At 66.7% G+C, this 20,988-nt stretch carries 24 protein-coding genes; 6 read left to right on the top strand and 18 right to left on the bottom strand.

Going from position 1 to position 20,988, the window contains the following annotated elements; all coding sequences use genetic code 11:
* Positions 1 to 332: 332 nt before the first annotated feature.
* From AC5P7I_RS07990 to rlmE, 3 genes are all read right to left on the bottom strand, one after another.
* Positions 333 to 518: a hypothetical protein gene (locus AC5P7I_RS07990; protein WP_014646713.1), complete on the bottom strand. Its 186-nt coding sequence runs from the start codon at positions 516 to 518 to the stop codon at positions 333 to 335.
* A gap of 99 nt (positions 519 to 617) precedes the next feature.
* A complete protein-coding gene (gene ftsH / locus AC5P7I_RS07985; RefSeq protein WP_005409015.1) occupies positions 618 to 2,552 on the bottom strand; it encodes an ATP-dependent zinc metalloprotease FtsH in 1,935 nt (644 codons plus the stop codon).
* Between the two features lie 69 nt (positions 2,553 to 2,621).
* Positions 2,622 to 3,254, bottom strand: coding sequence for a 23S rRNA (uridine(2552)-2'-O)-methyltransferase RlmE (rlmE, locus tag AC5P7I_RS07980; protein WP_005409014.1), 633 nt, complete (start codon positions 3,252 to 3,254; stop codon positions 2,622 to 2,624).
* Positions 3,255 to 3,319: 65 nt separating this feature from the next.
* Here rlmE and yhbY point away from each other — a divergent pair, with 65 nt between their 5' ends.
* Together yhbY and AC5P7I_RS07970 are read left to right on the top strand one after the other, a co-directional pair.
* On the top strand, positions 3,320 to 3,625 hold the full coding sequence (gene yhbY, locus AC5P7I_RS07975) for a ribosome assembly RNA-binding protein YhbY (protein ID WP_004152868.1): 306 nt from the start codon (positions 3,320 to 3,322) through the stop codon (positions 3,623 to 3,625).
* Between the two features lie 13 nt (positions 3,626 to 3,638).
* Positions 3,639 to 4,013 carry an Mth938-like domain-containing protein gene (locus AC5P7I_RS07970; protein ID WP_111205683.1) on the top strand — a complete coding sequence of 125 codons (375 nt, stop codon included), beginning with the start codon at positions 3,639 to 3,641 and terminating at the stop codon, positions 4,011 to 4,013.
* A gap of 27 nt (positions 4,014 to 4,040) precedes the next feature.
* Here AC5P7I_RS07970 and AC5P7I_RS07965 read toward each other — a convergent pair whose 3' ends face one another.
* From AC5P7I_RS07965 to surE, 5 genes are all read right to left on the bottom strand, one after another.
* Entirely contained in the window at positions 4,041 to 4,529 is a 489-nt protein-coding gene (locus tag AC5P7I_RS07965) for a YqhG/Tai3 family protein (protein ID WP_126411916.1), read from the bottom strand.
* A 337-nt stretch (positions 4,530 to 4,866) separates the two neighbouring features.
* Positions 4,867 to 5,652 (bottom strand): peptidoglycan DD-metalloendopeptidase family protein, encoded by a 786-nt coding sequence (locus tag AC5P7I_RS07960; RefSeq protein WP_046429908.1) that lies wholly within the window; start codon positions 5,650 to 5,652, stop codon positions 4,867 to 4,869.
* A complete protein-coding gene (locus AC5P7I_RS07955; protein WP_014646707.1) occupies positions 5,649 to 6,263 on the bottom strand; it encodes a YqaA family protein in 615 nt (204 codons plus the stop codon). Before AC5P7I_RS07955 ends, AC5P7I_RS07960 begins: the two co-directional genes overlap by 4 nt.
* Before the next feature lie 18 nt (positions 6,264 to 6,281).
* A complete protein-coding gene (locus AC5P7I_RS07950) occupies positions 6,282 to 6,959 on the bottom strand; it encodes a protein-L-isoaspartate(D-aspartate) O-methyltransferase (RefSeq protein WP_014646706.1) in 678 nt (225 codons plus the stop codon).
* Positions 6,956 to 7,735 carry a 5'/3'-nucleotidase SurE gene (gene surE, locus AC5P7I_RS07945; RefSeq protein WP_032959183.1) on the bottom strand — a complete coding sequence of 260 codons (780 nt, stop codon included), beginning with the start codon at positions 7,733 to 7,735 and terminating at the stop codon, positions 6,956 to 6,958. Before surE ends, AC5P7I_RS07950 begins: the two co-directional genes overlap by 4 nt.
* Positions 7,736 to 7,944: 209 nt before the next feature.
* On the opposite strand from surE, the gene AC5P7I_RS07940 reads away from it, so the two are divergent.
* Complete coding sequence (locus tag AC5P7I_RS07940; protein WP_032959185.1) at positions 7,945 to 8,484, top strand: Smr/MutS family protein; 540 nt, start codon at positions 7,945 to 7,947, stop codon at positions 8,482 to 8,484.
* 69 nt (positions 8,485 to 8,553) lie between these two features.
* Here AC5P7I_RS07940 and truD read toward each other — a convergent pair whose 3' ends face one another.
* From truD to AC5P7I_RS07890, 10 genes are all read right to left on the bottom strand, one after another.
* A complete protein-coding gene (truD, locus tag AC5P7I_RS07935) occupies positions 8,554 to 9,585 on the bottom strand; it encodes a tRNA pseudouridine(13) synthase TruD (RefSeq protein WP_049405814.1) in 1,032 nt (343 codons plus the stop codon).
* Positions 9,582 to 10,079 (bottom strand): 2-C-methyl-D-erythritol 2,4-cyclodiphosphate synthase, encoded by a 498-nt coding sequence (gene ispF / locus AC5P7I_RS07930; protein ID WP_014646702.1) that lies wholly within the window; start codon positions 10,077 to 10,079, stop codon positions 9,582 to 9,584. The genes truD and ispF overlap by 4 nt, the downstream gene beginning before the upstream one ends.
* Before the next feature lie 34 nt (positions 10,080 to 10,113).
* Entirely contained in the window at positions 10,114 to 10,812 is a 699-nt protein-coding gene (gene ispD / locus AC5P7I_RS07925; RefSeq protein ID WP_049405812.1) for a 2-C-methyl-D-erythritol 4-phosphate cytidylyltransferase, read from the bottom strand.
* Entirely contained in the window at positions 10,809 to 11,162 is a 354-nt protein-coding gene (gene ftsB, locus AC5P7I_RS07920) for a cell division protein FtsB (protein WP_005412924.1), read from the bottom strand. The genes ispD and ftsB overlap by 4 nt, the downstream gene beginning before the upstream one ends.
* A 4-nt stretch (positions 11,163 to 11,166) precedes the next feature.
* Positions 11,167 to 12,459, bottom strand: a complete 1,293-nt coding sequence (eno, locus tag AC5P7I_RS07915) for a phosphopyruvate hydratase (protein ID WP_014646700.1) — start codon at positions 12,457 to 12,459, stop codon at positions 11,167 to 11,169.
* Between the two features lie 96 nt (positions 12,460 to 12,555).
* The gene (locus AC5P7I_RS07910; RefSeq protein ID WP_262087208.1) at positions 12,556 to 12,885 is read right to left on the bottom strand and encodes a hypothetical protein; all 330 of its coding nucleotides are present in this window, start codon (positions 12,883 to 12,885) and stop codon (positions 12,556 to 12,558) included.
* Positions 12,885 to 13,232, bottom strand: a complete 348-nt coding sequence (locus AC5P7I_RS07905) for a hypothetical protein (RefSeq protein ID WP_262087207.1) — start codon at positions 13,230 to 13,232, stop codon at positions 12,885 to 12,887. Before AC5P7I_RS07905 ends, AC5P7I_RS07910 begins: the two co-directional genes overlap by 1 nt.
* Entirely contained in the window at positions 13,229 to 14,059 is an 831-nt protein-coding gene (kdsA, locus tag AC5P7I_RS07900; protein ID WP_005408999.1) for a 3-deoxy-8-phosphooctulonate synthase, read from the bottom strand. Before kdsA ends, AC5P7I_RS07905 begins: the two co-directional genes overlap by 4 nt.
* 89 nt (positions 14,060 to 14,148) lie before the next feature.
* Complete coding sequence (gene pyrG, locus AC5P7I_RS07895) at positions 14,149 to 15,813, bottom strand: CTP synthase (protein WP_014646697.1); 1,665 nt, start codon at positions 15,811 to 15,813, stop codon at positions 14,149 to 14,151.
* Between the two features lie 400 nt (positions 15,814 to 16,213).
* Positions 16,214 to 16,447: a hypothetical protein gene (locus tag AC5P7I_RS07890; RefSeq protein WP_014646695.1), complete on the bottom strand. Its 234-nt coding sequence runs from the start codon at positions 16,445 to 16,447 to the stop codon at positions 16,214 to 16,216.
* Positions 16,448 to 16,618: 171 nt separating this feature from the next.
* On the opposite strand from AC5P7I_RS07890, the gene parE reads away from it, so the two are divergent.
* The 3 genes from parE to AC5P7I_RS07875 all read left to right on the top strand — a co-directional run bounded on the left by parE (position 16,619) and on the right by AC5P7I_RS07875 (position 20,872).
* Positions 16,619 to 18,508, top strand: coding sequence for a DNA topoisomerase IV subunit B (gene parE / locus AC5P7I_RS07885; protein ID WP_032959196.1), 1,890 nt, complete (start codon positions 16,619 to 16,621; stop codon positions 18,506 to 18,508).
* 178 nt (positions 18,509 to 18,686) lie between these two features.
* Positions 18,687 to 19,265, top strand: coding sequence for a GNAT family N-acetyltransferase (locus tag AC5P7I_RS07880; protein ID WP_262087550.1), 579 nt, complete (start codon positions 18,687 to 18,689; stop codon positions 19,263 to 19,265).
* A 110-nt stretch (positions 19,266 to 19,375) separates the two neighbouring features.
* Positions 19,376 to 20,872 (top strand): S10 family peptidase, encoded by a 1,497-nt coding sequence (locus AC5P7I_RS07875; protein ID WP_262087205.1) that lies wholly within the window; start codon positions 19,376 to 19,378, stop codon positions 20,870 to 20,872.
* Positions 20,873 to 20,988 lie beyond the last annotated feature (116 nt).

The raw sequence follows: 20,988 nt of genomic DNA, 5'->3' as shown, positions 1-20,988 counted from the left end.
TGGGGTCAGATCCGTTTTCCTACGGAAAACGGATCTGACCCCGAATTGATTCGATATCTGACAGAGATTCATCCACGCATGGCGTGGATCTACCGTGTCGACCAAGGTCGACACCTACCAACAGCGGCCGGAATCTGTCAGAGGTGGGGCGGTGTCGGAGGGCGGGGTGTCAGCCGTATGGATGCGGCTGCCAAGCCCCCATGGATGGGTTCACGGCGTCCCCGCCCTCCGACACCGCCCCACCAAATCGCGGAATGCAGCTGTTGCTGCTGAGGTTGCCGGCCAGCGGCCGGCACTACCGCGGGTGCAGGGCGCAGCCCTGCGGACACCCCTCAACGGCGGCGGCGCTTGCGGTCCACGTACAGGGTTCTGGCGATGCTCAGCACGATGCCGACACCGATGCCCACCACGCAGCCCAGCAGCAGGTTGTCGGCGCCCAGCCCTACGCCCACGCCGACCACGGTGGCGATGATCATTTCGGCGGTGTGGGAAATCGGTTCAGGCTTCGGGGCGGACATGCAGGCTCCAGCATCAGTTCGGTTCGGAAGGGGCCGAAGGCCCGGAAACGACAAGGCCGGGTTTCCCCGGCCTCGTCTGGTGTTACGTGCAGCGGGCCGTCAATGCGATTCGGCCGGGCCTGCGATCGGCGGCAGCGGGCGGGCGTCGCCGCCCTTGTCGTTGCCACCGTCCTTGTTCGACTTGCTCCAGCCCGCCGGCGGCGGCGGATCGCGGCCTTCCATGATGGCGTCGATCTGCGGTGCGTCGATGGTCTCGTACTGCAGCAGCAGCTGCGACATCGCATGCAGCTTGTCGATGTTCTCGGTCAACAGCTGGGTGGTGCGGGCATAGGCCTTGTCGAGGATGTTGCGCACTTCCTCGTCGATCCGGCGCGCCGTGTCGTTGGACACGCTCTTGTGCTGGGTGACCGAACGCCCCAGGAACACCTCGTCGTCCTCTTCGCCATAGGCGATCGGGCCGAGCTGCTCCGACAGGCCCCACTTGGTGACCATGTTGCGGGCCATCTTGGTTGCGCGCTCGATGTCGTTGGAGGCGCCGGTGGTGACCTTGTCCTCGCCGAAGATCAGCTCTTCGGCGACACGGCCGCCGTACAGGGAGCACAGCTGCGACTGGATCGCCACGCGGTTCATCGAGTACTTGTCGCCTTCCGGCAGGTACATCGTCACGCCCAGCGCACGGCCGCGCGGAATGATGGTGACCTTGTAGACCGGATCGTGCTCGGGCACCAGGCGGCCGACGATGGCGTGACCCGCTTCGTGGTACGCGGTCAGGGTCTTCTCGTCCTCGCTCATGGCCATCGAGCGGCGCTCGGCACCCATCAGGATCTTGTCGCGGGCACGGTCGAAGTGGTCCATGCGGACTTCCTTCTCGTTGCCGCGCGCGGCGAACAGGGCCGCCTCGTTGCAGAGGTTGGCCAGGTCGGCGCCGGAGAAGCCGGGGGTACCACGTGCGATCACCATCGGCTCGACATCGTCGGCCAGCGGCAGCTTGCGCATGTGGACCTTCAGGATGTGCTCGCGGCCCTTCACGTCCGGCAGGCCGACCACCACCTGGCGGTCGAAACGGCCCGGACGCAGCAGCGCCGGATCCAGCACGTCCGGACGGTTGGTCGCGGCGATCACGATCACGCCTTCGCCGCCTTCAAAACCGTCCATCTCGACCAGCAGCTGGTTCAGGGTCTGCTCGCGCTCGTCATGACCGCCGCCCAGGCCGGCGCCACGGTGGCGACCGACGGCATCGATTTCGTCGATGAAGATGATGCACGGGGCGTGCTTCTTGGCCTGCTCGAACATGTCACGCACGCGGCTGGCGCCCACGCCGACGAACATTTCCACGAAGTCCGAACCGGAGATCGAGAAGAACGGCACCTTGGCTTCGCCGGCAATGGCCTTGGCCAGCAGCGTCTTGCCGGTACCCGGCGGGCCCACCATCAGCACGCCGCGCGGAATCTTGCCGCCCAGCTTGGTGAACTTGGACGGGTCGCGCAGGAAGTCGACCAGCTCGCCCACTTCTTCCTTGGCCTCGTCGCAGCCGGCGACGTCGGCGAAGGTGACCTTGATCTGGTCCTCGCCCTGCAGCTTGGCGCGCGACTTGCCGAAGGACATCGCGCCCTTGGCACCGCCGCCACCGCCCTGCATCTGGCGCATGATGAACAACCAGAAGCCGATGATCAGGATGACCGGCAGGAAATTCATCAGGATCGCGCCCAGGGAGATGCCGCTGGACGGCTCCTCCTGCACGATCTCCACGTTCTTGGTGCGCAGCACGTTGATCAGGTCACGATCGAACGGCGCGGTGATGGTGGACGACTGCCCACCGCGGGTGGTGTAGGTCAGCTGGCTGGTGCCGCCGCGCATGTCGCCGCCGAAGGCGACCTTCTGCACGTTGCCGCTGTCCACCTGGTCCAGGAACTGCGAGTACGACGCGCCCTGCGCGCCGGCCCCGGAGGACTTCGGCGAGAAGCTCTGGAAGACCACCATCAGCACGACGGCGACGACCACCCATAGCAGGAGGTTCTTGGTCAAGTCGTTCATCCTCATTGGCTCCGGTGTTCCTCTCAGTGCTGGCGTTGCGTTGGGGTCGAACTTGCGTACGTTGCGAGCTTACTTCATGTGGGCGCGTTTTCCCTGACCCAAGGCATACACCTCGGGAGAGCGCTTGCGCGACGCCTCCGGCTTGCGGATGGAGACCTTGTCGTAACGGCGGCGCATGTCGCGCACGTAGTCGTCAAAGCCCTCACCTTGGAACAGCTTGATCAGGAACGCCCCACCGGTCTTCAGGTGGTTGTCGGCAAAATCCAGGGCCAGCTCCGCCAAGTGCATCATCCGCGGCTGGTCGACCGCGCCTACACCACTCTTATTGGGGGCCATGTCCGACAGCACAAGGTCTACCGGCTGATCCCCGAGCATGGCTTCAAACTGCGATAGGACGGCTTCTTCCCTGAAGTCACCATGAAGGAACTCCACGCCGGCCAGCGGCGGCATGTCCAGGATGTCCAGCGCCAGCACACGACCGGTGTCCCCGATCTGTCTCCGAACCTGCTGAGACCAGCCGCCGGGGGCCGCGCCAAGGTCGACCACCACCATGTGCGGCTTCAGCAGGCGGTCACGTTCGAGCAGCTCCTCGAGCTTGTAGGCGGCGCGCGAGCGCATGCCCTCGGCCTGCGCCTTCTTCACGAAGGGGTCGGAGAAGTGTTCCTTGAGCCAGCGCTGGCTGCTTTTGCTGCGGGTAGCCATTGAAAATAGGGGCTGATGGGGTCCTCATGATACCCTGATCGTCCCATTCAACCGTGTTTTCCTGCATGTCCATCGCCCTGACCGCCTCCCAGACCCGTTTCCTGCGCGGCCAAGCCCACGACCTGAAGGCCCTGCTGCAGACCGGCGGCAAGGGTGTGACCCCAGCCTTCATCGCGGAGCTGAACGAAGTGCTGGAGCGCCACGAACTGGTCAAGGTGAAGGTCGCCGCAGAGGATCGCGACGCCCGTGATGTGATGATCGGCGAGATCGTCGAAGCCACCGAAAGCGCGCTGGTGCAGCGCATCGGCCACGTCGCCGTGCTGTACCGCCCGAGCAAGGAACAGCGCCAGATCGTGCTGCCGCGCGGCTGATCGCCCTACCGTCATGCAGCTGAACCACGAACCGCCGGATTACGCCTACAGCCTGCGTGCCGCAGATGGCCGCTCGGCCAAGGTGAATGAGCAGGTGCTGGGCGGCAGTTTCTTCCTCACCCCGGACCAACTGGTCACGCACTGGCCGGTGGCAAGTGCCGCCGCGCTGCAGTTGGCGGACCTGGAGCCGATCCTGGCGCTGAATCCGGCGCTGATCGTGCTCGGCACGGGAGACCGTCAGGTATTCCCGCCCGCGGTGGTGATGGCCGCCTGTCTGTCGCGTGGCATCGGCCTGGAGGTGATGAACAATCCGGCCGCCGCGCGCACCTTCAACATTCTGGCCGGCGAAGGCCGCAAGGTCGCGGCCGCCTTCATCCTGGAAGGCTGAGTTCGAGCCGCCGGGTGCGCCCCGGCACTAGCTGCCCGAAGGTGTGCAGCGGAACGCGGAGAACGCCTGTAGCCGACCGATCAGGTTGCCACCCTGCCCCCAGCGGATATCCATGACCTTCCAGTCCGGGCCCTGCCGCTGCAGCAGGACCCGGTCGGTCCAGCGATAGTCGCCCACGGCCATGTCGACATGGACCCAGGTGGCGTCACCGCTCGATCCGGGCGCTCCCACCGTTATCGTCTCCGGCCGGTCCGGCGCCAACAGATACGGGCTCTGGTCGAGCATGTGCGGCTTCTCGTCGGGCGCGGCCAGTGCGGTGCAGGCCTGTTCATATGCACGCTGCGCATCGATGGCTGAGCGGAGGGCATCACCCAGCAGCGGAGCAATCGCCGTTTCGTTCGACTGCGGCGCCTGGATGGCGTCGTAGAGGCGGGTGACCACGTCACGTGGATCGCTGGCGGCGGTCGCCAACGGCGCGACGATGAGCAGCGCGAAAAGGGCTATTGGGCGAGACATGCGGCACCGGATCGGGAGGCTGGTTCCGTTGAAGCATGCCGCTTCCCTGGCTTGTCGGGAAGCTTGAGATGTGCCACTCAAGGTCGCAAACGGCCACCCACGGCGGCCAGCGTACAGTGAGTCGAGCACGGCTCGACGCTACAGGTCGGGAACGCCGAGCATTGCCCGGCGCCACCCGTCCCACTACCTCAACGCGCCGGCAGGTATTGCTGCGGGTCGACCGGCTTGCCGTTGTAGCGGGTGAGCCGGCGGTGTTTGCGGCCCATGGGCCGCACCGTCGGCGAACGCCCGGCGCGCTGCGCCGGGCCGGGGATCCGCCCGGATTATGAATCGACGATCAGCGCGCCGGCAGGTATTGCTGCGGGTCGACCGGCTTGCCGTTGTAGCGGATCTCGAAGTGGACCATGTCGCGGTTCGCACCGGTGCGGCCCATCTCGGCGATCTGCTCACCGGCCTTCACGCTCTGCCCTTCATTCACCAGGCGCTTGCGGTTGTGGCCATAGGCCGACAGCCACTGGTCGCTGTGCTTGATGATGATCAGCTCGCCGTAGCCGACCAGGCCGGCGCCGGAGTACACCACTACACCGTTGGCGGTGGCCTTGACCGGCTGGCCGCTGGTACCGGCGATGTCCACGCCCTGCTTGGTCGCATCGCCGGCAACGTAGCGGCCGACGATCGCGCCATCGGCCGGCCAGCGCCAGGCGATGTTGCTCTTCACCGGACCGGCCGGCGCCGGAGTTGGCGCCGTGCTGCCGGCGCTGCTGCCGCCCGGGCGCGGCGCGGTGACCACCGTGGTCGGCGCGCGGCCGCCGCTGGCACCGGCCGGATACAGCCGGATCACCTGCCCCGGATGGATGGTCGAGGGGTTGTCCAGGCTGTTCCAGGCAATCAGGTCGGCCGGGGTGATGTCATGGATGCGGGCCAGCGCATAGATGGTGTCGCCCTTGCGCACCACCACGGTCTGCCCGGGCTTGGGCACCGAGGTCTTCGGCGTGGTCACACCACCACCGGTGCTGCCACCACCAGGACGAACCACAGTGGCGGTGCCGCAGGCGGCCAGGGTGGAAACCAGCAACGCCAGCGCGCCGATGCGCACTCCCTTGCTCAGACGATCAGGACTCATGCGAACTTCGACCTCCATACAAGCCAGGCGATCAGCACCACCACCAACGCGGTGGCGATCCAGCCCAGCGGTTCAATCCAGCGACGCAGTGCCGCTTCAGCACGCGCACCACCGATACGGATGACCGCAGCCAGCACGAACACGCGCTTGCCGCGACCGATCAGCATGCTCAACAGGTACTGCGGCATCGGTACGCCGACGATACCCGATGCCCACGTGAAGACCTTCATCGGGATGGGCATGAAGCCGCCCAGCACCAGGAAGGTGAACACCGCCCACGGCGATTCGGCCATCTTCGCCTGCACGGTGGTGATGCCCTGCTCGATCGCCGGCAGCATGCCCAGCACTTCAAACAGCGGCTTGATCGCCTCGAAAGCGTAGTGACCCAGCGCGTAGCCGACCAGCGCACCGACCATCGAGCCGGCCAGGCTGAGGGTGGCAAACCACCAGCCGCGCTTGGGCTGGGCCACGCACATCGGCGCCAGCATCACCTCCGGCATCACCGGGAAGATGATCGCCTCGAAGAAGCTCAACACCGTCAGGTAGGTCGGCGCGCGTTCGTGCGCCGCCCACTTCATCGCCCGCTCGTACAGCGGCCCGAAAATCTTCATGCAACCCTGCTCCGTGGATTAGTCGAGCATGCCAGACAGCAGCGGCACGAACGTGACCGGCGCCAGCACGTGTTGTTCGATGCTGCCGTCGGCCTTGCGGTCCAGCTGTACCAGCGACTGCGCCCCAGGGCCACCGACCGGCGCCACCAGGCGGCCGCCTTCGGCCAGCTGCTCGATCAGGGCGTCGACCAGTGCCGGCGCCGCCGCAGTGACCACGATGGCATCGAACGGGCCGTGCTCGGCCCAGCCGACGCGGCCGTCGTCGTGCTTGGTGCGGATGTTCATGCCCAGCGCACGGAAGCGCTTGCGGGCCTGGCGCAGCAGATCACCAATGCGCTCCACGGTGTAGACCTCCAGGCCCAACGCGCCAAGGATGGCGGCCTGGTAACCGGAACCGGTGCCGACTTCCAGCACCCGCTTCGGCGAGACCTGCAGCACTGCCTCGGTCATCCGCGCAACCACCCAGGGCTGCGAGATGGTCTGGCCATGGCCGATCGGCAGCGCGGTGTCTTCATAGGCACGCGAGGCCAGGGCTTCATCGATGAACAGATGGCGCGGCACCACCCGGATCGCGTTCAAGGTCGGCTCGTCGACGATGCCGGCTTCGCGCAGGCGGTCGACCAGGCGGTCACGCACGCGCTGCGAGGTCATGCCGATACCGACGGCTTCCGGCTGCAATCGCAGGCGTGGGCTCATGCCGGCTGGTCCAGCGCGGCGCTGAGGCCGCCGACCCAGCTGGCGACCTTCTCCAGCGCCTGGTAGCGGGTGAGGTCGACCTGGATCGGGGTGATCGAGATGTGGCCGGTGCGCACCGCGTGGAAATCGGTACCGGGACCGGAATCCTGCTCACGGCCGGCAGGGCCGATCCAGTACACCTCGTTGCCGCGCGGATCCTTCTGCGCGATGCAGCCTTCGGCACGATGGCGGTTGCCGAGGCGGGTGACCTCGAAGCCCTTGACCTCGCTCCACGGCAGGTCCGGCACGTTGACGTTGAGGATGGTGTCGGCCGGCAGCGGATCGGCCTTGAGCCGGGCGACAATCTCCACCGCAGCACGCGCGGCGGTCTCGAAGTGCTTCGGATCGTGGTTGCGGCTGACCAGCGAGACCGCCACCGCCGGCAGGCCGAGGAAGCGACCTTCCATCGCCGCCGAGACGGTGCCGGAATAGATCACGTCGTCGCCGAGATTGGCGGCGTTGTTGATGCCGGACACGACAATGTCAGGCTCGAATTCAAGCAGGCCGGTCAGCGCCAGGTGCACGCAGTCGGTGGGCGTACCGGCCACCGAAACGGTGTAATGGTCGATGCGCTTGAGCCGGATCGGCAGGTCCAGGGTCAGCGAGTTGCTGGCGCCGGAGCGATCGCGGTCGGGCGCAACCACCGTGACTTCGTGACCGGCCTCGCGCAGGACCGCGGCAAGCATCCGGATGCCTGCGGCGTCGACACCATCGTCATTGCTGACCAGGATTCGCATCTTCGATTTAACCGCTTGATTTTCCAAGAATTCGATTCCATCACCGTGCAGTGTGGGCGGGACCGTCGCGCCCCCCTGCGGAAGCGGTCGACCCTGCAAGGGCATCGTCTATTGTGCCGCATGCGGGCCGCCGGTCCTACCCTGTCAGCGGTCACGGCCGACATCGAACCGTCATAGGCAGACCTGCGCCGGCGGTTTACCCTGTGCGCATGTCGCACCCTGATGACGAAGATCCGGCCGCCTTGTTCCGTGCGGCCATCGGCGAAGTGAAGCCGCTGCGCAAGGATGCCGAGCCGGCACCTGCCGCGCCCCGGCCGAAACCGCGCGCGCGCATGGCCGAACGTGACGAGGCCGAAGCGGCCGGCGAGTTCGCCCGGCTGCTGCGCGACAGTGCGCCACTGGAAGCCGGCGACGTGGCCAGCTATCGCCGCGACAACCTGCCACCACGCCTGTTCCAGCGCCTCAAGCGCGGCCAGTACTCGGTGCAGGACGAACTGGATCTGCACGGCGCCACCGCCGCACAGGCCGAAGCCCTGCTGCGCCAGTTCCTGCTGGAAGCGCATGCACACGAGTACGGCTGCGTGCGCATCATCCACGGCAAGGGACTGCAGTCCGATGGCGGCGCACCGGTGCTGAAGAACCTGGTCGATCGCCTGCTGCGGCTGCGCAACGACGTGCTGGCATTCCATTCGGCACCGACCGGACAAGGCGGCACCGGCGCGGTACTGGTGCTGCTGGCGCGGCGTTGAAAAGGGGACGGAGGGAATTAAGTCGTTTGTGCCACAAACGACTTAATTCCCTCCGTCCCCTTTTTTCTGTCAGGCCTGCGAGGCGTCTTCGACGGGGCCGAGTTCGTGCAGCACGGCGGTGGCGTAGCAGCCTGGCGGCAACGCGAACGACAGTTCCAGCACGTCGTCGGCCAGCCACTGGTGCTGCAGCAGCGCCGGACGCAGGCGCAACGCGCGGCGCTCCTGCTTCAGGCGCGCATCTTCCAGGCCGGCCCGCAGTGCCTTCGACTCGTCGTCGTCCAGCGCGGCCAGCTCCAGCTCACGCGCAGCGTCGGTGCTGCGCAGCTCGCCTTCGCCCCACAACGGCGCGCTGGGATGGATGTCGAAACGCGCCAGCCGCTCGGCCAGCACATCCGTGTACGGCTCGGGGCCGAACACGCTGCGACTGCCATCGAGCATCCAGACTTCGCCATCGAGCGGCTGGTCCCAGCTGCCCTGCTCCACGCGCGCGGCCAGCACGCGGTTGAACAGCGCCGAACGGGCTGCAGAGAGCAGCAGCGAACGCTGGTCCTTGCGCATGCGGCGGCCACCGAACATCGCCAGTGCAGCCGGCACGTTGCCACCGTCGCGGCCGAAACGCTGTTCACCAAACCAGTTCGGCAGGCCGCGCGCGGCAATCTGCTGCAGGCGCTCGCTGATCGCGGCGGCATCGCCCTGCACCTCGCGCAGCACCAGCTTGAAGCGGTTGCCGGCCAGTGCGCCGCGCTGCAGCTTGCGGTTGTGCCAGGTTGCCTCGATGACTTCGATTTCGTCACTGGCCAACTCGGCCAGGTCCGGCGCAATGCGCTTGGGCAGGTGCACGCTGAAACGCTGGGTGGTGACCGCGTGGCGGTCTTTCATGCCGGCGTAACTCACCGCCATTTCCGGCAGGCCCGCCCATTTTGCCAGTACCTTGGCCACATGCACGGTGTTGGCGCCGCGCTTGCGGATGTGCAGCAGCAGATGCTCGCCTTCACCGCTCGCCTCGAACGCCGGCAGTTCATCCACCTGGAAATCGTCCGGCGTGGTGCGGATGCGCGCCGTCAACAACGGCGCACCAAACGCCAACGGCAGCGGGATCATGCCGCCACCAGCAACACGACCGCCTGCGCGGCGATGCCTTCACCACGGCCGGTGAAGCCCAGCTTCTCCGAGGTGGTGGCCTTGACGCTGACCGCGTCCAGCGGCAGCTGCAGCAACCCACCGATGCGCTCACGCATCGCAAGCGCATGCGGGCCGACCTTCGGCCGCTCGCAGATCACGGTGATGTCGGTGTTGCCGACGCGCCAGCCGCGCTCACGCAGCAGGCTGTCGCAGTGGCGCACGAACTCGCTGCTGTCGGCCCCCTTCCAGCGGTCGTCACTGGGCGGGAAATGCTGGCCGATATCGCCCAGCGCCAGTGCGCCGAGCATGGCATCGCACAGGGCGTGCAGGATCACGTCGCCGTCGCTGTGTGCAAGCACGCCGCAGCTGTGCGGCACGTTCACTCCGCCAAGCATGATGTGGTCGCCTTCACCGAAGGCATGGACGTCGTAGCCCTGGCCGATGCGGACGGGCGGGAACGGTGCGGTGCTCATGGATGCAACCCTTGCTGCAGGGCCGCGCGGACGGTCAGCCGGCGCGGCGGGAAAGTACGAATTCAAACCGGTCCAGATCGGCCGGGGTGGTGACCTTGAAGTTGTCCTCGCTGCCTTCCACCAGCAGCGGGCGCTGGCCCTGGCGCTCCATGGCCATGGCCTCATCGGTGACTTCAACACCGGCGGCGGCGGCTTCGGACAGCGCGCGGCTGAGCTGGTGGCGGCGGAACAGTTGTGGTGTCAGTGCGCGCCACAGCCGCTCGCGCGGCTCGGTGCCATCGATGCCACCGTCGTCGCCCGCACGCTTGAGGGTGTCGCGTACCGGTGCGGCCAGGATCGCCCCGACCGGATCGGCACGACCGACTTCAAGCAGGCGGCCGAGATCGACCAGGGACAGGTTCGGCCGCGCGGCATCGTGGACCAGCACGAATTCATCAGCGCGCACCGTCTCCGGCAGCGCCTGCAGGCCAGCCAGCACCGAAGCGGCACGGGTCGCGCCACCGATGCAGGTCAGCACCGGCTTGCCCGCCCACTCGTTCCAGCCGGGCCAGTCGGCGTCGTCCGGGCCGATCACTACCATTGCCCCGGCTACGGCCGGATGCGCCAGCAGGGCGTCCAGGGTATGGGCGAGCAGGATCTGCCCGCCCGCCTGAAGGTACTGCTTGGGCAACGGCGCGCCAAAGCGGGTGCCACGGCCAGCAGCCGGAACCACGACCCAGATCGCCGCACTCATGGCACGTCCGCCGGGTGGTCGCCAACCTGCGCACTGACACCTGCCGCAGGCTGCGCCGGGTGGACCGGCGCATCCTCGACCACGCGATAGAACTTCTCGCCGGGCTTGATCATGCCCAGCTCGCTGCGCGCGCGTTCCTCGATGGCGGACTGGCCTTCCTTGAGGTCCTTCACTTCCGCAGCGAGCGCATCATTGCGCTGCTGCAGGCCCTCATTGTCCCGCTCCTGGTTGGCGACCTGGGCTTCGAGCATCATCACTTCACCCGAATTGCCCGGACCAAACCAGAAGCGGTACTGCAGCCAGCCCAGCAACAGGGCCAGCACCAGCAGCATCCAGCGCCAGTCGCGCATCGGCTCAGCGCTTCAGCGAAACGAACGCGTCACGACCGGCGTAACGCGCGCCGGCGCCGAGGGCTTCCTCGATGCGCAGCAGCTGGTTGTACTTGGCCACGCGATCGCTGCGGCACAGCGAACCGGTCTTGATCTGGGTGGCGGTGGTGGCCACTGCGATGTCGGCGATGGTGGTGTCTTCGGTTTCGCCCGAACGGTGCGAGACCACGGCGGCGTAGCCGGCACGATCGGCCATGGCGATCGCTTCCAGGGTTTCGCTGAGGGTGCCGATCTGGTTGACCTTGATCAGGATCGCGTTGGCGGTGCCCGAGTCGATGCCTTCCTGGAAGATCTTCGGGTTGGTCACGAACAGGTCGTCGCCAACCAGCTGCACCTTCTTGCCGATGCGGTCGGTCAGCAGCTTCCAGCCGGCCCAGTCGTTCTCTGCCAGGCCATCTTCAATCGTGATGATCGGGTACTGCGCGGCCCAGTCGGCGAGGAAGTCGACGAACTGCTCGGAGGTCAGGCGCTTGTTCTCGCCGACCAGGTTGTACTTGCCGTTCTCGAAGAACTCGCTGGAGGCCACGTCCAGGCCCAGCAGCACGTCTTCACCGGCGGTGTAGCCCGCCTTGCCGATCGCTTCGAGAATGGTGTCCAGCGCTTCGACGTTGCTGCGGAAGTCCGGCGCGAAGCCACCTTCGTCGCCGACCGCGGTGCTCAGGCCGTGGCCCTTCAGCACCGACTTCAGCGAATGGAAGATTTCGGTACCGGCACGCAGCGCTTCGGAGAACGAGGTGAAGCCGACCGGCAGCACCATGAACTCCTGGAAGTCGACGTTGTTGTCGGCATGCGCGCCGCCATTGATGATGTTCATCATCGGCACCGGCAGCGCCGGGGTCACGCCGGTCCTGGCAGCTAGGTACTGCCACAGTGCCTGCTTGTTCGATGCAGCGGCGGCATGCGCGGCGGCCATTGAAACACCCAGCAGCGCGTTGGCACCCAGGCGGCCCTTGTTCTCGGTGCCGTCCAGATCGATCAGGCGACGGTCGAGGCCGGCCTGGTCGGTGGCCTCAAAGCCCTTCAGCGCGGCGGCAATCGTGGTGTTGACGTTGTCGACGGCCTTGCGCACGCCCTTGCCCAGATAACGGGTCTTGTCACCGTCACGCAGCTCGACCGCTTCCTTGGTGCCGGTCGAGGCGCCGGAGGGAACCGCGGCACGACCGAACGAACCGTCCTCCAGGATGACTTCGGCTTCCAGCGTGGGGTTGCCACGGCTGTCAAGGATTTCACGGGCGTGGATGCTGCGGATCGTACTCATGGTCGGGCCGGTTACCTGTCTGGAGAGGGGGCGACAAAACGAATGCCGCGTGATTATCCCCGGCTGCCCGCCACTTGCCAAATGGCCTGGGCGGCATCAGCCCCAGCTGGACCCGATCACGATCAGGGCCAGCGACACCAGCATCACCAGCAACGCGCCGGCCACCGCCGCCGCGACGGGTCCACGACGGCGTCGCCAAGCGAGCACCATCGCCACCAGGCTGCCGACGAAAGACACACCCAGCGTGACCAGCGCGGCCACAATCCAGTACTGCATGGCCTGGATGCCATGGTTTCCGTCACCCGGCGAGCCGAAGCTGGCCGCAAAGGCCATTACTCCCAGCAGCAGGGACGCCCAGGCGAGCACGCACAGCCCCAGCGCGACCAGGCCCCAGGGCCAGCCGCGCGCCGACGTGCTCGTATTCATCAAAGCAATCCGTAGAACAGGGCGCCGAGCCACAGCGAAAGCAGGATGATCGCAAAGCCAGCCGCCACCTTGCCGCGATTCAGCCGCCAGGCCAGCACCGCGGCCGCGAGGCAGCCCGCGGCACAGAGCAGCTCCGCGACCAGCAGCGCAATGAAATACGCACGCAGATCAAGCGCGCTGCTGCCATCACCCGGGGGGCGCACCGACGCCGCACCGATCAGCACCAGGCCAAACATGCCCACGGTGAACAGCACGGCCAGGCCCAGTGCGATCAGGCCCCAGGGCCACTGTTTCCAGTGCCGGCGATGACGCTGGGCTTCCAGCGCCACCCGCCGGTCACGACTCACGCGAAGCGCGAGAAGCCGTGCTTCTTGGTCACCGCGTCGAGCTCCATCAGGGTCTCGAGCAGCGCTTCCATCTGGTCCAGCGGCCACGCGTTGGGGCCATCGGACAGGGCCTTGGACGGATCCGGATGGGTCTCGGCGAACAGGCCGGAGATGCCCACCGCGACGGCGGCACGGGCCAGCACCGGCACGTGCTCACGCTGGCCACCGGAACTGGTGCCCTGCCCGCCCGGCAGCTGCACCGAGTGGGTGGCATCGAACACCACCGGGCAACCGGTATCGCGCATCACCGCCAGCGAGCGCATGTCGCTGACCAGGTTGTTGTAGCCGAAGCTGGCACCGCGCTCGCAGACCATGATCTGCTCGTTGCCGGTGGCCTTGGCCTTCTCCACGACCGGCTTCATGTCCCAGGGCGCCAGGAACTGGCCCTTCTTGATGTTGACCGGCTTGCCGGCCGAGCACACCTTGCGGATGAAGTCGGTCTGGCGGACCAGAAACGCCGGGGTCTGCAGCACATCCACCACCGAGGCCACTTCGTCCATCGGGGTGTACTCATGGACGTCGGTCAGCACCGGCACGCCGATCTGCTTCCTGACCTCGGCCAGGACCTTCAGGCCCTCTTCCATGCCCGGGCCGCGGAACGCGGTGCCCGAGGTGCGGTTGGCCTTGTCGAAGCTGGACTTGAAGATGAAGTTGACGCCGAGCTTGTCGGTGACTTCCTTCAGCTTGCCGGCGGTATCGAGCTGCAGCTGCATCGACTCGATCACGCAGGGGCCGGCGATCAGGAACAGGGGCTGGTCCAGCCCGACCTCGAATCCACACAGTTTCATGGCGTTTCCTTGTTGTCCGCAGCACCGGCCGGGCCGGTGCGCTGGGGGTTGAAGCATGCAGGATGGGGGCCGAAGCCCCCATTCACAAGTCAGGCGCGCGCTTCGGAAAGCAGCTTGCCGCCGGCCTTGCGCTCGCGCGCGGCACGGATGAAACCGATGAACAGCGGGTGGCCGTCACGCGGCGTGGACAGGAATTCCGGGTGTGCCTGGCAGGCCAGGAACCACGGATGCGCGTCGCGCGGCAGTTCGACCACTTCCACCAGGGTGTCGTCCATCGACTTGCCGGCGATCACCAGGCCGGCATCTTCCAGCTGGGTGCGGTAACGGTTGTTGAACTCGTAGCGGTGGCGGTGGCGCTCGGCGACGACGTCCTTGCCGTACAGCTCACGGGCCAGCGTGCCCGGCTTCAGGCGCTGTTCCTGCAGGCCCAGGCGCATGGTGCCGCCGAGGTCGCTCTTGTCGTCACGCTTCTCGACATCGCCGGTGGCGGTGCGCCATTCGGTGATCAGGCCGATCACCGGGTTCGGCGACTGGCGGTCGTTCTCGGTGCTGTTGGCGCCTTCCAGGCCGACCACGTTGCGCGCGTAATCGACGACGGCCGCCTGCATGCCGTAGCAGATGCCGAAGTACGGCACGTGCTGCTCGCGGGCGAACTTCGAGGTCAGCACCTTGCCTTCGAAACCACGGTCACCGAAGCCACCCGGCACCAGGATGCCGTCGACATCGGCCAGTGCGGCCATGTCGGTGCCTTCCAGATCCTGTGCTTCCAGCCACTTCAGGTTGACCTTGGTGCGCTGGCGCAGGCCGCCGTGCTTCAGTGCTTCGCCGACCGACTTGTAGGCATCCTGGTGATCCACGTACTTGCCGACCACGGCGATGGTCACTTCATCCAGCGGATGCAGGGTCGCATCGACTGCGTCCTCCCACATCGACAGATCGACCGGACCGGCCTTGTCGGCCAGCTTCAGCTGATTGACCACGATCTCGTCCAGGCCCTGCGCGTGCAGGCCCGACGGAATGCGATACAGCACGTCCACGTCCGGCACGCTGATCACTGCGCGCTCGGAGACGTTGGTGAACTGGGCGATCTTGCGGCGCTCCGAATCCGGCACGGCCTGCTCGGAACGGCACAGCAGCACGTCCGGCTGGATGCCGATCGAACGCAGTTCCTTCACCGAATGCTGGGTCGGCTTGGTCTTCAGCTCACCGGCGGCGCCGATGTACGGCACCAGGGTGAGGTGCATGAACAGCGCCTTCTCCGGGCCACGCTCGGTGCGCACCTGGCGGATCGCTTCCAGGAACGGCAGCGACTCGATGTCGCCGACGGTGCCACCGATCTCGACCAGCGCCACGTCGTAGCCTTCGGTGGCTTCGTCGATGCAGCGGCGGATCTCGTCGGTGATGTGCGGAATGACCTGCACGGTCGCGCCCAGGTAGTCGCCGCGGCGCTCCTTGCGGATCACGTTCTCGTAGATGCGGCCGGTGGTGACCGAGTTCTTGCGGCTCAGGCGGGTGCGCACGAAGCGCTCGTAGTGGCCCAGGTCGAGGTCGGTCTCGGCGCCGTCGTCGGTGACATACACCTCACCGTGCTGGAACGGGCTCATGGTGCCCGGGTCGACGTTGATGTACGGGTCGAGCTTCATCATCGTGACCTTCAGGCCACGGGCTTCGAGAATGGCGGCCAGCGACGCGGCGGCAATGCCTTTGCCGAGCGAGGACACCACGCCGCCGGTTACGAAAATCAAGGGAGTCATGGCTGCAAGCATCCTGTCTGGAAATGGAAAACGGCAACACCACGCGCACCCGGAGGGCGGGCATGGTGCTCGGAGGGGGTTTTCCGGTTCGCTGGGACAGCGAGGGAGGTGCGGATCCGTGCGGCGGCAGGCGCCGGACGGGGACCATCGTGCGAGGTCGGGGCGGCCGTGCCGGCCAAATCGACCGTCACCTGCGACCCGCCATGCTGGAAGCCACGCTTGGCCGCTCCAGCCCATTCGCAAAGGGTGGACACGCACTTACTCCCGGAAAGCCATAGTTTACAGATTGATGGCCGCCAACCCAAGGGGCAGACGCCACGTTCCTAAAAAGAAACGCCCCGCTGAGCGGGGCGTTCCGTTGCGCACCCCTTGTCGCAAGGGCGCTTGGCAGGTTGCGGGATCAGCGCTTCTTGCGCGCTTCTTCCTCTTCTTCCTTCTGCGGGGCCGGCTGGCCCTGCGCCTTCATTTCGGCATTGGCCTGGGCACGACGCTTGGCCTTGGCATCGGCCTCGGCCTGCGCCTTGTCGGCCTGGTCACCCTGCTGCGGGGCCGGCTGGCCCGCGTTCTGCGCCACCACCAGCGGCACTGCAACGGCGGCAGCGGCCAGGATTGCAACGGTCAGCAACTTCTTCATGAGGTCCTCCTCGCGGTATGGCTTGGATGTTTCGACCCGATGGGGCCGCCGGCGTTCAGATTCCAGCGGCTGCCATTTTACCCCCTCCCCGGCGCCGAGGCTGAACCGCAGGCGTGCAAAATCGCCGTCCAGACCGCACACTTGCGCGTCGCTCCGCGCTTTAGAAGATAGATGAACGCCCGCTATAACGCCGCCGATATTGAAGTCCTGTCCGGCCTTGACCCGGTCAAGCGCCGTCCCGGCATGTATACCGACACCGCGCGCCCGAACCACCTGGCGCAGGAAGTGATCGACAACTCGGTGGACGAGGCCCTCGCCGGCCATGCCCGCTCGATCGAGATCACCCTGTACAAGGACGGCAGCGTGGAGGTCAGCGATGACGGCCGCGGCATGCCGGTGGACATCCATCCGGAAGAGAAGATCCCGGGCGTCGAACTGATCCTCACCCGCCTGCATGCAGGCGGCAAGTTCAGCAACAACAACTACACCTTCTCCGGCGGCCTGCATGGCGTCGGCGTCAGCGTGGTCAACGCGCTGTCGACCCTGGTGGAGGTGCACATCAAGCGCGAAGGTGCCGAACACCGCATCACCTTCCGCAATGGCGACCGCGCCACGCCGCTGGAGGTGGTCGGCACCGTCGGCAAGAAGAACACCGGTACCCGCGTGCGCTTCTGGCCGGACCCGAAGTACTTCGACACGCCCAAGTTCGCGGTGCGCGCGTTGAAGCACCTGCTGCGCGCCAAGGCCGTGCTGTGCCCGGGCCTGACCGTCAAGCTGACCGACGAAGCCACCGGTGAAGTCGATACCTGGTACTACGAAGACGGCCTGCGCGACTACCTGAAGCTGGAACTGGGCGAGCGCGAATCGCTGCCGGCCGACCTGTTCGTCGGCAACCTCAAGAAGGACACCGAGGTGGTGGACTGGGCCGTGGCCTGGCTGCCGGAAGGTGAGCTGGTCCAGGAAAGCTATGTCAACCTGATTCCGACCGCCCAGCATGGCACCCATGTCAACGGCCTGCGTACCGGCCTGACCGAGGCGCTGCGCGAGTTCTGCGACTTCCGCAACCTACTGCCACGCGGCGTCAAGCTGGCCCCGGAAGACGTGTGGGACCGGGTGTCATTCGTGCTGTCGCTGAAGATGACCGACCCGCAGTTCAGCGGCCAGACCAAGGAACGCCTGTCCTCGCGCCAGGCCGCCGGCTTTGTAGAGGGCGCCGCGCACGATGCGTTCAGCCTGTTGCTGAACCAGAACGTGGAGCTGGGCGAGAAGATCGCGCAGATCGCCATCGAGCGCGCCAGTGCGCGCCTGAAGACCGAGAAGCTGGTCGTCCGCAAGAAGGTCACGCAGGGCCCGGCCCTGCCTGGCAAGCTGGCCGACTGCATCAGCCAGGACCTGTCGCGCACCGAGCTGTTCCTGGTGGAAGGTGACTCGGCAGGCGGCAGCGCCAAGCAGGCGCGCGACAAGGATTTCCAGGCGATCCTGCCGCTGCGCGGCAAGATCCTCAACACCTGGGAAGTGTCGTCCAACAGCGTGCTGGCCTCCGAAGAAGTGCACAACCTGGCCGTGGCCATCGGCTGCGACCCCGGCAAGGACGACATCACCGGCCTGCGCTACGGCAAGGTGGTGATCCTGGCCGACGCGGACTCCGACGGCCTGCATATCGCCACCCTGCTGACCGCGCTGTTCCTCAGGCATTTCCCGGCGCTGGTCGATGCCGGCCACGTGTTCGTGGCAATGCCGCCGCTGTTCCGCATCGACGTGGGCAAGCAGGTGTTCTACGCCCTGGATGAGGAAGAGAAGCGTTCGATGCTGGACAAGATCGAGCGCGAGAAGATCAAGGGCGCAGTCAACGTCACCCGCTTCAAGGGCCTGGGCGAGATGAACCCGAACCAGCTGCGCGAGTCGACCATCCATCCGGATACGCGCCGCCTGGTGCAGCTGACCGTGGACGATGGCGAGCAGACCCGTTCGCTGATGGACATGCTGCTGGCCAAGAAGCGCGCGTCCGACCGCAAGGGCTGGCTGGAGTCGAAGGGCGACCTGGCTTCGCTGGAAGTCTGATCCGGAGCGGGGTCGGATCCCTTTCCGCAGGAAAGGGCTCTGACCCGGTTGGCGGCAGTGGGGTCAGAGCCGTTTCCTGTCAGGAAACGGATCCGACCCCATGCGCTCCGACCCCATCCGCCCCCATCGGCAAACCCGGCAGCGCCATAATGCGCGTCCACCCGTGTGGACCATCGTATTGGCCAGCCACTCGCTGCTGTTCCCCGGCCTGCCGCTGCACAGTGCACGGCTGGTCCTGAGCCCGATCCGTCGTGACGACGCCGCCGCGCTGTTCACGCTGCAGTCCAACCCGGATGTCATGCGATGGTGGAACCATCCAGCCTGGACGCGACTGGCCGAAGCGCGCGAGCAGATCGACGATGACCTCGCCGCCCATGCCATCGGCACCCAGCTGAAGCTGGCCGTGCGCGAGTCGCTGGAAGGTCCGCTGCTGGGCATCTGCGTGGTATTCGCGGTGGACCGCGATGCGGCGCGCGCCGAGATCGGCTACCTGCTGGCACCCGATCGCCAGGGCCAGGGCTATATGCACGAGGCCCTGCAACAGGTACTGGCCTACCTGTTCCGCACCCTGCACCTGCACCGGGTGGAAGCCGAGATCGACCCGCGCAATGCGCCGTCCGCGCACGTGCTGGAACGCCTGGGCTTCCAGCGCGAGGGGGTGCTGCGCCAGCGCTGGCGCATCCAGGGGCAGCTGGCCGACTCGGCCGTCTACGGCCTGCTGGCCGATGACGACGCCGCAGCCATCCTGCCCGCTTGACCCAATCTGGCCAGTAGCGGGCTCAACGCACGGCCATGCCTTTGGACACATACGGCATGGCCCGCCACCGGCCTAGCATCGGAACCCCCTTCCGCTGCCGAACCGGTGCCATGAAGTCCCTGCTGCACACTGCCGCGCTCTGCGTCGGCCTGCTCATCGCCCCTGCCAGCGTGCTGGCCGCGCCCGACGCCGAGGGCAAGCCCGACCCGAAAGACGACAAGACCGAAGCGCCTGCGCTGCCCGCCGACGCCTCGGCCCGCCAGAGCATGCGCCTGGCCGGCCGCACCCTGGACTACACCGCCACCGTCGGCACCCTGCCGGTACGCGATGCCAAGGGCAAGGTGATCGCCGATGTGGTGTTCACCGCCTACACGATGCCGGGCAAGGACCGGCCGGTGACCTTCGCGCTCAATGGCGGCCCCGGTGCGTCGTCGGTGTACCTCAACATGGGCGCGATCGGGCCCAAGGTGGTGACCTTCGGCTCCGAGGGTGACAGCGCATCGGCGCCGGCCACCCTGCACGACAACCCGGGCACCTGGCTGGACTTCACCGATCTGGTGTTCATCGATCCGGTCGGTACCGGCTTCAGCCGCGCGCGGATCGGCGACGATGAAGCCAAGAAAGCGCTCTACAACCCCAGTGCCGACGTCGAATACCTGTCGCGCTCGATCTACGACTGGCTGCTGCGCAACCAGCGCATGGCCTCGCGCAAGTACCTGACCGGCGAGAGCTACGGTGGCTACCGCGGCCCGCGCATCACCCACTTCCTGCAGACCCGGCTGGGCGTGGCGATGAACGGACTGGTGCTGGTCTCGCCCTACCTGAGCCCGACCCTGGAAGACAACGCCGATATCTCGCCGATGGCGTGGATGCAGACGCTGCCGTCGATCGCCGCGGCGCACCTGGAGCGCCAGGGCAAGCTGACCGATGCGGCGATGCGCGAGGTGGTGGAGTACACCCGTGGCGATTACGCCACCGCGTTGATGAAGGGCCGCAGCGATCCGCAGGCTACGGAAGCCATGCTGCGCCGGGTCACCGCGCTGACCGGACTGGACCCGCAGTTCGTGCGCCGCGCTGGCGGGCGCCTGGAGACCCAGGCCTACCTGCGTGAAGTGTTCCGCGACAAGGGCACGCTGGGCAGCCGCTACGACTCCAACGTGACCGCGTTCGATCCGTTCCCGAATGATCCGGAGCAGCGCGCCAACGACCCACTGCTGGACAGCATCATCGCGCCGACCACCACGGCGATGGTCGACTTCGTGACGCGCGTGGTCGGCTGGAAAGTAGATGCGCGCTACCAGGCGCTGAACTACGACGTGAACCGGCTGTGGGACCGCAATGGCGAACTGCGCCAGGGTGCGGTGACCCAGCTGCGCCAGGCGGTGGCGATCGACCCGCATCTGCAGGTGCTGATCGTGCATGGCTGGAACGACCTGTCGTGCCCGTTCATGGGCTCGATCCTGACCGTGGACCAGATGCCGACGATGGGCAGCAATCCGGACCGGGTGCAGGTGCGCAGTTATCCGGGCGGGCACATGTTCTACAGCCGGGCGGACAGCCAGGCGGCGTTCCGCAAGGATGTACAGGCGTTGTTCCAGCGTAATTGAAGGGGTTTGGCCGGGCCTGCGGCCCGGCACCCGCTGACAGCCACGGCAACGGCAACTGCAAAAGCTGGCTTCCTGAGGGCTGTTGGTGGGTGCCGACCGTTGGTCGGCACGGGGCG

Source organism: Stenotrophomonas sp. YJH_SMC_138 (assembly GCF_059369855.1).
This window is presented reverse-complemented; position numbering and strand designations above follow the sequence as displayed.